General features: G+C 70.9%; 11 protein-coding genes and 1 pseudogene. 5 read left to right on the top strand and 7 right to left on the bottom strand.

From position 1 onward, the window contains the following. The coding region (locus tag GCN81_RS05815; RefSeq protein ID WP_197287490.1) for an XdhC family protein at positions 1-558 on the top strand (558 nt) is incomplete at its 5' end. 37 nt (positions 559-595) lie between these two features. On the opposite strand, the gene GCN81_RS32230 is transcribed toward GCN81_RS05815, so the two are convergent. The 6 genes and pseudogenes from GCN81_RS32230 to GCN81_RS05790 all read right to left on the bottom strand — a co-directional run bounded on the left by GCN81_RS32230 (position 596) and on the right by GCN81_RS05790 (position 7,261). Next, positions 596-979, bottom strand: coding sequence for a hypothetical protein (locus GCN81_RS32230; RefSeq protein ID WP_231626397.1), 384 nt, complete (start codon positions 977-979; stop codon positions 596-598). Positions 980-1,052: 73 nt separating this feature from the next. Continuing rightward, a pseudogene (locus tag GCN81_RS32225) lies at positions 1,053-1,298 on the bottom strand (class I SAM-dependent methyltransferase); the annotation flags it as partial. 206 nt (positions 1,299-1,504) lie between these two features. Then, the gene (locus GCN81_RS05805) at positions 1,505-2,374 is read right to left on the bottom strand and encodes an alpha/beta fold hydrolase (RefSeq protein ID WP_156722345.1); all 870 of its coding nucleotides are present in this window, start codon (positions 2,372-2,374) and stop codon (positions 1,505-1,507) included. A 181-nt stretch (positions 2,375-2,555) separates the two neighbouring features. Beyond that, positions 2,556-4,271, bottom strand: a complete 1,716-nt coding sequence (locus GCN81_RS32845; RefSeq protein WP_156722344.1) for a LuxR C-terminal-related transcriptional regulator — start codon at positions 4,269-4,271, stop codon at positions 2,556-2,558. Positions 4,272-4,399: 128 nt separating this feature from the next. Further along, entirely contained in the window at positions 4,400-4,789 is a 390-nt protein-coding gene (locus GCN81_RS05795; protein WP_156722343.1) for an antibiotic biosynthesis monooxygenase, read from the bottom strand. A 2,013-nt stretch (positions 4,790-6,802) separates the two neighbouring features. Then, entirely contained in the window at positions 6,803-7,261 is a 459-nt protein-coding gene (locus GCN81_RS05790; RefSeq protein ID WP_156722392.1) for a MarR family winged helix-turn-helix transcriptional regulator, read from the bottom strand. Positions 7,262-7,573: 312 nt separating this feature from the next. Here GCN81_RS05790 and GCN81_RS05785 point away from each other — a divergent pair, with 312 nt between their 5' ends. Both GCN81_RS05785 and GCN81_RS05780 read left to right on the top strand, forming a co-directional pair. Beyond that, positions 7,574-7,933 (top strand): hypothetical protein, encoded by a 360-nt coding sequence (locus tag GCN81_RS05785; RefSeq protein ID WP_156722342.1) that lies wholly within the window; start codon positions 7,574-7,576, stop codon positions 7,931-7,933. Between the two features lie 291 nt (positions 7,934-8,224). Beyond that, a complete protein-coding gene (locus tag GCN81_RS05780; protein WP_156722341.1) occupies positions 8,225-8,584 on the top strand; it encodes a hypothetical protein in 360 nt (119 codons plus the stop codon). Between the two features lie 125 nt (positions 8,585-8,709). On the opposite strand, the gene GCN81_RS05775 is transcribed toward GCN81_RS05780, so the two are convergent. After that, on the bottom strand, positions 8,710-9,561 hold the full coding sequence (locus GCN81_RS05775; RefSeq protein ID WP_156722340.1) for a phospholipid scramblase-related protein: 852 nt from the start codon (positions 9,559-9,561) through the stop codon (positions 8,710-8,712). Between the two features lie 192 nt (positions 9,562-9,753). Between GCN81_RS05775 and GCN81_RS05770 the strand changes: the two genes are divergently transcribed. Continuing rightward, on the top strand, positions 9,754-11,004 hold the full coding sequence (locus GCN81_RS05770) for a winged helix DNA-binding domain-containing protein (RefSeq protein ID WP_156722339.1): 1,251 nt from the start codon (positions 9,754-9,756) through the stop codon (positions 11,002-11,004). Between the two features lie 114 nt (positions 11,005-11,118). Beyond that, entirely contained in the window at positions 11,119-12,660 is a 1,542-nt protein-coding gene (locus GCN81_RS05765) for an AMP-binding protein (protein WP_156722338.1), read from the top strand. The last annotated feature ends 148 nt before the right edge of the window (positions 12,661-12,808 follow it).

Below are 12,808 nucleotides of genomic sequence, written 5' to 3'. Positions count from 1 at the left end.
GTGCCCGCGCCCCGGATGATCGTGTTCGGCGCGATCGACTTCGCGTCGGCGCTGGTACGGGTCGGCAAGTTCCTCGGCTACCACGTCACCGTCTGCGACGCCCGCCCGGTATTCGCCACCCGCACCCGCTTCCCCGAGGCGGACGACATCGTCGTGGAGTGGCCCCACAAGTTTCTGGAGCGTACGAGGGCGGAGGTCGACGGCCGCACGGTGCTGTGCGTCCTCACCCACGACGCCAAGTTCGACGTCCCGCTCATCAAACTCGCCCTCACCCTCCCGGTCGCCTACATCGGCGCCATGGGATCCCGCCGCACCCACGAAGACCGCAACCGCCGCCTGCGCGAAGTCGGTGTGACCGAGCTTGAGTTGGCCCGCCTACGCTCCCCGATCGGCCTCGACCTCGGGGCGCGTACGCCCGAGGAGACGGCCCTGTCCATCGCGGCGGAGATCGTCGCGGCGCGGCGGGGCGGGAGCGGGGTCTCGCTGACCGGTGCGCATACGCCGATCCACCACGACGGGGACGCGGCGTCGGCGCGGCGGATCGGGTCTGTTGCCTGAGGCGGCTGGGCGGGTTTGCTAGGGGCAGCTCAGCTCTCTAGGGAGCGGGGACTGTGCCCGTGCCGATGTTCAGCACCGCGTGGAGGACGGCACCCGGACCGTCGCCAGAGCGTTCGCGGAGCATGCCGTCAAGGATCTGCCGGACCTCCGCGGCCTGCGCCTCGGTGAGCCCGGCGATCCACTGGGCGCCGATCGGGTTGCTGCTGCGGAGCATGTCAAGCAGCTCCGTGGCGGAGGCGAAGCGCGTGTCCAGCGTCTCCGCGCGCACCGTGACATCCCGCAGACCCGCCTCCCGCAGTTCCGCCGTGAGCCGGTCCGGGTCGGCGAGCCGCAACGGCAGCGGCGGCGGATCGGTGGGCAGCGGCACGAAGCCCGGCACGGCGGCCCGCAGCGCGCCCATCGTCCAGCCGATGAACTCCACCTGCTGCGGCCAGGCGAGCGGCGGCGACCAGCACCGTACCGCCGGGCTGGGTCACGCGCACCATCTCCGTCAGCCCGCGCCGCAGGTCAGGGAAGAGCGACACGCCATTGAGTGACGCGGACACGTCGAACGTGTCATCGCCCAGCTCCAGGTGCTCGCCGTCCATGACGCGCGCGTCGACCTCGGTCAGGCCCTCCTCACGGGCGTGCTGGACGAGACGGTCCACCATCGTCGGCGCGATGTCCACGGCGACCACACGCGCACCCCGCCGCGCCGCCGGGAGAGCGAGAGCACCGCTCCCGGCGGCCACGTCCAGCATCCGAGTGCCGGAGTCGATCCGTACGCCGGACAGGATGTGCTCGGCGAACAGCATGGTGTGCGGCGTGGTGTGCCGGTCGAAGTCCGGGGCGAGCGCGTCCCAGGCGGCGCGGATCTGGTCGGGCGAGGGGTGTTGGGGTGAGGGGTGTTCGGGCGAGTGGTGTTGGGTGGGGGCGGTCATGGCCGTACTCCTTTCCCGCTTCATCGCTAGGTGGCCGGGAGGGCGGTGCGCAGCGCGGCCACGAAGGCGTCGGGGTCTTCGATGTTGGCGTCGGCGCCACAGCCCTCGAGGATGTGCAGCGGCCAGCCGTACTGTGCGGCGGCCTGCTCGGCGAACCTCAGCCGCGTCTCCGGGTCCTGCCGACCCCAGATCAGCGTCGTGGGAACGTCGATGCGACCGAGGTCGGCGGCGGGGATGGGCGACAGCGCGAGCTCCTTGAACATCCTGCGGCCCCGGGCCTTCGCGCCGGGGGCGTGGGCCCGGTCGAGGACATAGTCGGCGATCCGGTCCCAGTGCTCGCCCATGTCACGCTGGACCGAGCCGAAGTCCACCATGCAGCGCCCCAGCATGCGGTCCCGGCTGCGCTCGGTGGCCCGCATCTGGAACGCGGCGACCGTGAGGGCGAACCTCGGCTCCGGGCGGAAGGGGCCCAGGCCGAAGGCGTCAGCGAGTACGAGCCCCGCGATGAGCCCGGAGTGCGCGGCCGCGAACCGGGCGGCGACCGCGCCGCCGATGTTGTGTCCCACCAGGATGGGCGGAGCGGGACAGGTGTCCCGAACGAGTGCCGCGAGCCACTCCACGGCCAGGTCGGCGGTGGGCGGGCGACCGTCCTCGATCTCGGAGGCGCCGTGCCCCGGCAGGTCGGGAACCACCAGCGAGTAGTCGCCCACCAGCTCCGGAATCACCCGAATCCATACGGTGCATGACTGGCCGACGCCGTGCAGGAGCACGACGGACGGCCCGCTGCCGCCCTCCAGGACGGCGGTCGACACTCCGGCGAGGTCACGTCGGTGCTCGGTGAGTGGAATGTCCGCCAGCAGACTCCGCCTGGCGTCGTGTGCGGTGGCTGTGCTCATCACTGCCTCCTCTCCGAGGCTCCCTGCTTCTTCGGGTACTACACGGCGAGTCTCCGCCCGGCGGCGCACGCACCGCATCGGGCGAATCGTGCAGATCAGAGGGGGCGCCGGAGCATGGGTCGAACGACCCATGCGGGGCAGGCGGCCAGGGTGGCAGATGGCAGGAGGCAGGTCTGGGGCGCTAGCTGTATTGCCCTGTGAGGCCGTGCTCGTAGGCGTACGCGGTGGCGGCGGACCGGCTGGAGAGACCCAGTTTGGCGAACATGTTGCTCAGATGGCGGGCCACCGTCTTCTCGCTGATCACGAGCGTGGCGGCGATCTCCCGATTGCTGGCGCCTCCGGCCACGAGCCGCAGTACCTGCGCCTCACGTGCGGTCAGCCCGTCGGGAAGGGGAGGGCCGGAACCGGATGCCCGCCCGGATGCCCGCCCGGATGCCCGCCCGGACACCTGGCTCGATACCCGCTGCACGCGGGCGAGCTCTGGGGCGGCGCCGAGCTGTTCGAAGACCGTACGGGCCGCGTCCAGCTCCAGCTGAGCCGTGTCATGGTCGCCGAGCAGCGCGCACACCTTGGCCATCAGGACGCCCACCCGCGCCGCCTCGTACGGGACCCGCAGCTCCTGCCACGTCGCCCGAGCCGCGCTCAGGGCGTCCCACGCGCCGGACGTGTCCCGTTCCGCGAGCAGGACGGCGCCGCTGGCGCCCGCCGCGACCGCGCGGAGATACGACGACCCGAGGTTGTCCGCTGCCTTGCCGAGCTCCTCGGCGGCCTCGCGCGCGCCGCCGGTGTCGGCGGCGGCCAGCACGATCTCGACGTAGGCGGCGAGAATCCGGGCGCGCCGTACCCGGTCGCCCTCGGCCTGCGCCGCGACCCTGCGGATGGCGGCCTCGGCGTCGGCGGTGCGGCCCTGGGCGAGGCGCAGGAGTGCGAGGCCGGGCTGCGGCGGGTGGCCCCAGAGGTCGGCCTGACGGTAGGCCTCCTCGGCGTGCGCGAAGGCGCCGCGGAGCCGGAGCAGTTCGGCCCGCTGGTACTGGGCCATGCCGAGGGCCGGGTCGGTGCCGTCGCCGTCCGCCAGGTGAGCACAGGCATCCCGTACCTCGGCCAACGCGTCGCCCCACGCGCCGCGCAGCTGCATGATCTCCGACCGGTGGACGAGGCACTGCCCGCGGTACGGCTTGAGCCCGTGCTGCCCGTCGCACCAACGGCTGAGGGCCTCCGTCCACTCCGTGGCGCGGTGTACGTCGAACGTGTCCCGGCAGGCGATGATCACCGCGCAGTAGACGATCCCCGCGGCGATGGGGGAGACCTCTCCGGCCGTCACGGCGACCATCGCCTCGTCGAGCAGCGGCGTACCGCGCGCGGCGTCACCCGCCCCGATCAGCGCCTGCCCCTGACCGAGCCTGCCGAGCGCCGTGAGATCGGCGTCCCCGAACCGCAGGGCGATGCGCTCGGCCTCGGCGAAGGCGGCGAGAGCCCGATCAAAGTCCTCGGTCCCGAGAGCTTGAACACCGCCGGGCACCAGCAGGTACCCACGCTCCACGCAGTCCTCGCCCGACTCCTCCAGGAACCGCGCCGCCCGCGTGAACCACCCACCCGCCCGCGCGTGCCCGCCCCGCAGAGCCAGGGTGATGCCGAGCCAGAAGGCGCACCGCACGGCGCGACCGGTCGCGCCCGCCTCGTGGAAGGCGCGGCAGGCCCGCTCCCAAGCGAGGAACGCCGATTCCTCATGCCCGCCCAGATACGCGGCCGTGGCGAGGCACTCCACGTCCTCGGCCGCGAGTGGCGCCCGTGCGTCGGTGTCCGACAACCACTCGTAGGCCTGCGACCAGTCCCGGCGCCGATACGCCTCACGCCCGTCCACGAGCGCGTCACGAGCGGCTGCCGCACGCTCCACCATCGCAAGCTCCTCGGTCCGGTCGGCCCGGTCGGTCCGGTCGGTCTCGGCAAGGTGGCGCCTACCTCCACCGTAGGCACGCGGCGACTCCGGCGCACGCACCGGGTGCAGGTGCAGCCGCAGGAAGTGAGTCACGCCCCCGGAGCCCGCCGTGACGGCGTCTGGGTCTGGGTCTGGGTCTGAGGACTGATCTCACGTACGACCCGGTAGGTCGGGGCTCCACTCATACGCGGCTCCGCCTTACCGGCGAGCCCGTCCAGCGCCTGCTGGATGGCCGCCATGCGTCCCTCGGTGTCGGACGTCTCGACGAAGTTGCGGTAGTCCGCCTCGCGCGCCCAGTGGACGATGTTGTAGACGCGGGTGCCGTCGGTGCTCACATGGAATCGAGCTGACCGGTACCCGGGATAGAAGCGCACCCACTCTTCCTGGATCTTGGCGAAGGCCGCCACCAGTTCTTCCTGGGTCTGTGCGCTGTCGACCGTGTAGTCGATGATCGAGTAGAAGCCGGAACCGGTACTCATACTGCGTCCTCACTGGCCTGTAGTGCCTGTAGTGCCTGAGCCGTCGTGACGCCGGTTGGCGTCGCTCCTGATGAAATCCTGCAAGCTCAACCGGACTTGAGGTCAAACCTGACCGCGACTCCCCAGTGCAGGCTGCGTGCGACCCTGGCCCGGTCCGGCGGTACGGCCGCCATTCGCGCTGCATGCCAGAGGTCGCCAGATGAGCCAGCTCGACCTGCCCCGCCGCCGAGCGAGAACTAGCGCGAAGAGCTCGCCGATCCAGCCCCGCTGGGGTGGAGCGGGGACGGTGCCGGGGGCGCCCCGCACGGGCTGGGGGGCGGGGCGGCGCCGGGGTGCCCCAGTGTCCGTGGGGTGCGGGGATGGCCGCCCTCGTCGTTCGATGGTCGCGGGGCCGGGCCGGCTGTCAAGGGCGCTCCCTTTGGTCGCGTCGGCTGCGCCGATTCCGCTGTCGCTCCACCCTTGACACCCGACCCGTCCCCGCTATGCAGACCGTGGGAGGACGGCCCAGGGGAGGCGGCGGCGGAGGTGAGGGAGTGGCGCGAGTCTCGCTGCCGGGTGCGGATGGGTTGTTGGGGCGCACGAGGGGGGTGGGTGGTGCGACACCGGCTCAGCGTCTGCGGGTGGTGGGGGTCACGGGTGTGCACGAGAGGGGCGGGCTGGTCCGGCCCCGGCTCAGCGGCCGCAGGCCGTGGGGGCTCGCGGGCGCCGGGGGTGGTGTGGCCCCCGGCTTAGCGGCTGCGGGCTGGTGGTCGAGCGCGCGTGGGTCGGGTGGGAGTGTGCTCGCGGCTTGGCGGCTGCGGGCCGGTGGGGTGACCGGGCGCGCGAGCGCCGCAGGGGAGCGCTGTGCGGTCTGGCGACCACCACCAGGTGGGACAGGTGGGGCGGGAGGGTACGTCTGGGGCTGGCGGGGTCAGGTCGGGGAGGGAAGTGCGACTTTGGGCCACCAAAAGCCGGGCAAAAGGGGCGGCTTGGTGTCCCAAAGTCTCCTTTTACCTCCGACAGGGGTCGGATGGGGTCGCCGAGCAGCCCCCAGCTCGGCTCACCGGCCCTGCCCCCTGGCCAGGCCCTTACTCAGCGCCGGCGCTGGGCGACGGCCGCCAGCAGACCGCCGACCCCTGCCGACCTCCGGCCCGGGTCGCAGACACCGGCACAGCCAGGCCACACCCCACCACTCGCATTCCGCAACCGCCCGCAACCACGAAGCTCGGGCCCGGGCCCCACACCACCCCCTGCGCCCGTGTGCCCGGTTGCCCCCCACGAGCTGTAGGCACCGAGCCGGGGCGAGACCACCCGTCCCTCTGGTGCGCACCGATCACCCCCACCACCCGCAGCCGCTGAGCCGGTGTCGGGCCCCGCCTCCCTCATGCGCACCCGCCACCCCCACCACCCGCAGACGCTAAGCCGGGGTGGCGCCACCTGCCCCTCCCGTGCGCACCCTCGGCCCCCACCACCCGCAGCCGTTGAGCCGGTGTCGGGCCACCCGCCCCCCTCGTGCGCGCCCGCCACCCACCACCCGCAGGCGCCGAGCCGGGGCGAGACCACCCGCCCCCCCACCACCCACAGCCGCTAAGCCGGGGTGGTACCCCCCACCCCCCTCGTGCGCACCCTCGGCCCCCACCGCCCGCAGTCGCTGAGCCGGGGCGGCACCACCCTGTCCCCCTCGTGCGCACCGGACACCCCCACCGCCCGTAGTCGCTGAGCCGGTGTCGGGCCGCCCACCCCCTCATGCGCCCCAACAACTAGTCCGCACCCGGCATGCAAACGCTGACCGCCCCCTACCCGTCCCGCTGCCCTGCTTTTGGGCCGCCCGGTGTACCTCAGCCTTGCGGGTCCGGGACGGGTGTCAAGGGTGGAGCGACAGCGGAATCGGCGCAGCCGACGCGACCAAAGGGAGCGCCCTTTACACCCGGCCCGGACCCGCCACCATCCGACGAACCGGGCGGCCACCGGCGCCCAACGCGGCACTGGCCCACCACAACGCAGCCCCGCCCCGCCCACCCCGCGTGTTCGGTTTCAGTGGTGCCAGGCCTTGCCGTTGGCGTTGTGGATCATTCGTTGGAGGACCTTGAGGGTGCGTACGTACTCCTCATCGGTGATGCCCTCGTGGACCTTCGCTCGTATGGACATCTGGAGTTCGGCGCACTGGCGGTAGCGGTCCGCTCCGTCCGTGGTCAGGTGGAGGCGCTTGTCGGCGTCGAGTGTGATCAGGCCCTGGTCGAGGAGGCTGTCGATCTCCGGGGCGAGTGCGTCCCCGATGGCCAGGTAGCCCTGGAGGACGGCCGTGGCCTCCTCCCGGGTCCGGCCGTCGGTCTCCGTGTTGGCGATCTGGGCCATCACCCACCACTGGGGCTGGGTGATGCCGAAACGGGACAGTCCGGCCCGGATGTACGTGACGACCGCGTCGGAGGCGGCCCAGGCCCAGTAGCCGATCGGCTGCTGGGCCAGTTCGGTGTCGTTGTGGGAGTACTTCATGGTCGTGGCCTCGCCATCTCTGCGTATGCGTACGCGTATGCGCATACGCATGGGGATGCGTTGGTGTGTGTGCGGGGCTGCTGGGCTGTTGAGGCCTGGCTCCCGCCTGACGAGCCTGAATCTAGAAGTTAAACCAAGATTGAGGTCAAGCGGTGAGAGGCCGCGATACCAGGCACCGCCAACTGGCCGCAACTCGGCTGCCCAGCAGGGTGACACTCCGAATCCCCTGGTGGAAGCGGGTCGTTGGGGCTGGTGCGAGACGCGGGGTGTGTGCCCTGCGCCGCCGAGCAACCCAGAGAGAGGTCTCCCATCATGCGCAAGTCCCTTGCCGTCACCCTGGCCGCCGGCGCGGCCATGCTGACGTCGGCTGGTGCCGCCTCCGTCGCGTTCGCCGCGGACGGGCCGATGCTCGACGACAGCGGCAACGTCGCTCAGTCGTACGGCACCAAGGTGCTCGAGGGCGAGGGCCTGACCACCCAGGGCTTCGGCGACACCGCGATCAAGCACCAGACCGGTCTCATCAACCAGAACGGCGCCCCGCTCGTCAACGTGGACATCTCCTGCCCGGCCCCGTGGATGGGTGGCGTGATCCACGGCACCGTCGGCAACAACTACGCGGCGTGCAACACCGACGACGTCTCCCAGGTCAAGACCGGATCGCTCATCGGCTGACTGGCTGACTGACCTCTGAGTCCGAGTCCGAGTCCGTGTGTGCATGCTGAAGGCGCTGTTGGCCCCCGCTCCTTGTTCGTTTCAGGGAGCGGGGGCCGCCGCATGGGCGGGATTTCCCCTGGAGGCGGCCAATCGGGCGCCCGCCGATAAGGGGCCCGACGTTCCCCCGTCGGCTACAGGTCGTTGCAGAACGCGAAAGGCGTAGGGAATCACCCCTGCGCCGTAGGTCCAGAAGATCCAGCACACACAGCACACACAGCACACACAGAAGACCCAGAGAGGGTTCTCTCCATGCGTAAGTCCCTTGCTGTCACCCTGGCCGCCGGTGCGGCTGTCCTCTCCTCCGCCGGTGCTGCCAGCGCCCACTACGGGCCGGCTGAGGCGCTCGGCCTGGACGACAGCGGCAACGTCGCCCAGTCGTACGGCACCAAGGTCGTCCACGGCGAGGGCCTGACCCAGGGCTTCGGCGACACCGCCATCAAGCGGCAGGTCGGCGTCATCAACCAGAACGGTGCCCCGCTCGTCAACCTCGACGTCTCCTGTCCGGCCCCGTGGATGGGTGGCGTGATCCACGGCACCATCGGCAACAACTACGCGGCCTGCAACACTGACGAGGTCTCCCAGGTCAAGACGGGCGGCCTGATCGGCTGACCGCCTTCTCCAGCAGCCAGCAGCCAGCAGCCAGCAGCCAGAAGTCAGCGGCGTCTTCGCGATCGGACGGTCTCGGAGGCGCCGCTGCTTGTGACGTGGCGTGGTGTGTGGCGGTGCCTGGCGGGTTAGCCGAAACCCCGCGCGTCCTGCTTCAGCGCCGTGTCCACCGTGAGTGCCGTCGCGACGACCAGGCTCAACAGGGGCTCGGGGAGCTGGCGGTGGATCTGGAGGACGTAGTTGTCGGCCGTGGTGAACATCGTCTTCGCCAGGCCTTCCCAGGTCTTGGTGATCCGGGCGATCTCCGTGCCGGTGTAGTCGACTATGGAGAAGTTCCAGGCGCGCCAGTTCTCGGCCTTGATCGTGCCGAGCTGCTGGCCGTTGGCGTTCATCGCGAAGTTGATCTTCCCGATGGCGTTCTGCTGGACGATCTCGCCCACCGGCTGGCCGTCCGGGCGCTCCACGACCACCCGGGACTTGATCAGCTTGGCCGGGCGGGTGAGGACCAGCTGGGGTTGGCCGTACGCGTCGCGGATCTCCAGCTTGTGGGTCATGTACTGGTCGAGGCTGGAGACGAACCGCAGGGCCTTCTTCGCGGTGCTCTGGCCGACCTGGGTGACCGTGCCGAGGGTGTTGCCGTGCTGGTCGAAGACGCTGTACTCGTTCGTCAGCTCGATCAGCTTGGTCTTCTGGTTCACGACGAGGATGGGCTCGGTGAAGAGCGTGCCGCCGCCGGGGCCGGTCGGGGCCGCCCCAGCCTGCTGCTGCACCTGGCGCTGGACCCTCGACGGGTCGGCCTGGGGGTGCGGCGGAACCCCGGGGGCGGCCTGGTGGGTGGGGGCCTGCTGCGCGGGGGCCTGCGGTGGCGTGGGTGTGGTGTTCTCGGTCCACTGCGTGCCGTCCCACCAGCGCAGCTGCTGCGGGGTGCCGTGCGGGTCCGGGTACCAGCCGGGGGCAGGGGTCTGAGAAGGCGTCGTCACCCGGGAACAGTAACCCGAGCCCATAGGTGCGCCGCTACCGAGGTCTCGGCGGGCGCAGGGCGCAGGGCGCGGGGTGCGTGGAGCCAGCCGGGGCCGGGGGCCCGTCGCTCGTTGTCCGGCGTCCGGCGTCCGGCGTCCGGCGTTTTCCGATACGGACCAGAACTGTCCGCATGGGCCACTAGCGTGCCCCGTATGGCAGCGACCCGATCATCCCAGGCGAAGCCCGTACGACCAGGCCCCAGTCCAGGTTCCAGCCCAGGCCCCCGGCTAAGCCTCCGCGCCCTGAACCGCGCGACCCTCGACCGCCAGCTCCTGCTGCGCCGGGCCGCGCTCGCGCCCCAGGACGCGGTGGAGCACGTACTGGGACTCCAGGCGCAGAACGTCAAGCCGCCCTACTACGCCCTCGCCGCGCGCCTGGCCGACTTCGACCCTGAGGACCTCTCCGCGCTGATCGCCTCGCGTGAGCTGGTGCGGATCGTCACCATGCGTTCCACCATCCATCTGCACTCCGCCGATGACGCGCTCACCCTGCGCCCCCTCGTCCAGGCGGCCATCGGCCGCGAGCTGAACGGGTTCCGCAAGGGGCTGGTCGGCGTCGACCTGGACCGGGTCGCCGCGCTCGCCCGGGAGGCGGTCGAGGCGGAGCCGCGCACCATGAAGCAGCTTCGCGAGGTGCTGGTGCCCAACTGGCCGGAGGCGGACCCGCAGTCGCTCGGTGTCGCGGCCCGCTGTCTGCTGCCGCTCGTCCAGGTCACCCCGCGCGGGCTGTGGCGCCGTAGCGGGCAGGTCTCGCTGACCACGGTGGAGCACTGGCTGGGGCGCCCGGCCGAGCCGACGCCTGCTCCAGACGGCCCGGACGGCCCAGACGGCCCAGACGGCCCAGACGGCCCAGACGGCCTAGATGCCCCAGACACCCCAGATAGTCGGGACAACACCGTGCTGCGCTACCTCGCCGCGTTCGGGCCCGCTTCCGTCAAGGACATGCAGACCTGGGCCGGACTGACCCGGCTGCGAGCGGTATTCGAGCGGCTGCGGCCCGGGCTGCTCACGTTTCAGGACGAGAACGGCGTCGAGCTCTTCGACCTGCCGGACGCTCCGCGCCCCGATCCGGACACCCCGGCGCCGCCGCGTCTCCTTCCCGAGTACGACAACCTGCTGCTCTCGCACGCCGACCGGACCCGGGTGGTGCCGCCGGAGTACAAGGGGCGTACGTGGCAGGGGAACTACGGCTACAGCGTGCTGATGGTCGACGGATTCCTGGCCGGGGTCTGGAGCCTGGAGGAGGCGAAGGACGCCGCGACGCTCACCGTCGAGCCGTTCGGCAAGCTGACCAAGGCCCAGCGCGCGGAGGTGGTGGAGGAGGCGGCCCGGCTGCTGGAAGGGCCGATGGGGCAGGGGACGCCGTACGACATCCGCTTCGGCACGGTGGTCGGCGCGTCCTGATCGAGGTAGTGCTGATCGACGTAGTGCTGATCGGGGTTACACCATGCAGCATGCTCCGGCGCCGTTTGCTGACTTTGCCGCGGCTGAGGCTGTGGCTGAAGAGGAGAGAGAGCTATGCGGGTTCCGATGACCGTCACAGACTTCCTTGATCGGGCGGAGCTGGGGTTCTCCACCAGTACGGGGGTCGTCGACGAGCCGGACCAGCCCGGTCCGCCCGTGCCCGAGCTGACGTACGGACGACTCGGTGAGCGGGTCCGGGCCTGGCAGGCGGGGCTTGACGCGCTGGGCGTCGGGGAGGGCGAGCGGGTGGCGGTGGTCAGCCACAACTCGGCGCGGATGCTTGAGCTGTTGTTCGCCGTGCCGATGAGCGGCCGGATCTGTGTGCCCGTCAACTTCCGGCTCAAGCCTGAGGAGATCGAGTACGTGGTGCGGCAGAGCGGTGCGTCGGTGCTGCTCGTCGACCCGGAGCTGGATGACGCGCTGTCCGGGGTCAAGGCCCGGCACCGGTTCGTACTCGGCGAGCAGACCGACACCGAGCTGATGCGGTTCGGCGTCGAGCCGCGCCCGTGGGCGCACCCCGACGAGGACGCCACCGCCACGATCAACTACACCTCGGGCACCACGGCCCGGCCCAAGGGCGTACAGCTCACCCACCGCAACATCTGGGTCAACGGAATGACCTTCGGGCTGCACACCCGCGTGTGGGAGCGCGATGTCTATCTGCACACGCTGCCGATGTTCCACTGCAACGGCTGGGGCATGCCGTACGTGATGGCCGGACTCGGCGTCAAACAGGTGGTGCTGCGCAAGGTCGACGGCGCCGAGATCCTGCGCCGCGTCGACGCGCACGGGGTGACGCTCATGTGCGGCGCGCCCGCGGTGTGGAACGCGGTACTGGACGCGGCGGCGACCTGGGAGGGCGAGATCCCGGGACGTGACCGGGTGCGGATCGTCTGCGCGGGGGCCCCGCCGCCGAGCAGGACGATCCAGCGGGTGGGCGACGAACTGGGCTGGGAGTTCACTCAGATCTACGGTCTGACCGAGACGTCCCCGCTGCTCACCTTCAACCGCACCCGGCCCGCCGACGTGGACCTCCCCGCCGAGGAGCGGGCGCGCAGGCTGTCCCGGGCGGGCCTGCCCGCGCTCGGCGTCAAGCTGCGGGTCTCCGACTCCGGCGAGGTGCTGGCCCGGTCCAACGTCGTGCTCGACGGGTACTGGGACAAGGAGGAGGAGACCGCGGCGGCCCTGGCGGACGGCTGGTTCCACACCGGCGACGGCGGCACCATCGACCCCGTCGACGGCCATCTGACGATCTCCGACCGGAAGAAGGACGTGATCATCACGGGCGGTGAGAACGTCTCGTCGATCGAGGTCGAGGACACGATCTTCAGCCACCCGGCGGTCGCCGAGGTTGCGGTCATCGGGGTGCCGCACGAGAAGTGGGGCGAGACGATCAAGGCGCTGGTCGTCCTCAACGACGGCGCGACGGCCGATGAGGCCGACCTCATCGCCCACTGCAAGCAGCGGATGGCGGGCTACAAGGCGCCGACGACGGTGGAGTTCCGCGAGGCGATTCCCCGCACGGCGACCGGCAAGATCCAGAAGTTCAAACTGCGGGAGCCGTACTGGTCAGGTCTTGACCGTGGGGTGAATTGACGCGGTTCGCGCACGCGGTTCTACCGGCCTACAGGCCTGCCTTTCTGTCTGTCTGCCTGCCTTCATGCAGGCACAAGCTCCTTATTTCCAGATTGCTGCCATAAGTCCCTTATGTGAGTCTTGCTAGGTGCGAAGCGCCATCCGCAGG

The organism is Streptomyces apocyni (genome assembly GCF_009739465.1).
GTDB lineage: Bacteria > Actinomycetota > Actinomycetes > Streptomycetales > Streptomycetaceae > Streptomyces > Streptomyces apocyni.
Note: the sequence above shows the minus strand (reverse complement) of the source record. Positions and strands in the feature narration are given on the sequence as shown.

What these genes read in the sequence shown, in the direction of transcription:
- GCN81_RS05805 (WP_156722345.1), bottom strand. Translation starts at nt 2,374, where the DNA reads ATGAGCACAGCCACCGCACACGACGCCAGGCGGAGTCTGCTGGCGGAC.
- GCN81_RS32845 (WP_156722344.1), bottom strand. Translation starts at nt 4,271, where the DNA reads ATGGTGGAGCGTGCGGCAGCCGCTCGTGACGCGCTCGTGGACGGGCGT.
- GCN81_RS05795 (WP_156722343.1), bottom strand. Translation starts at nt 4,789, where the DNA reads ATGAGTACCGGTTCCGGCTTCTACTCGATCATCGACTACACGGTCGAC.
- GCN81_RS05790 (WP_156722392.1), bottom strand. Translation starts at nt 7,261, where the DNA reads ATGAAGTACTCCCACAACGACACCGAACTGGCCCAGCAGCCGATCGGC.
- GCN81_RS05785 (WP_156722342.1), top strand. Translation starts at nt 7,574, where the DNA reads ATGCGCAAGTCCCTTGCCGTCACCCTGGCCGCCGGCGCGGCCATGCTG.
- GCN81_RS05780 (WP_156722341.1), top strand. Translation starts at nt 8,225, where the DNA reads ATGCGTAAGTCCCTTGCTGTCACCCTGGCCGCCGGTGCGGCTGTCCTC.
- GCN81_RS05770 (WP_156722339.1), top strand. Translation starts at nt 9,754, where the DNA reads ATGGCAGCGACCCGATCATCCCAGGCGAAGCCCGTACGACCAGGCCCC.
- GCN81_RS05765 (WP_156722338.1), top strand. Translation starts at nt 11,119, where the DNA reads ATGCGGGTTCCGATGACCGTCACAGACTTCCTTGATCGGGCGGAGCTG.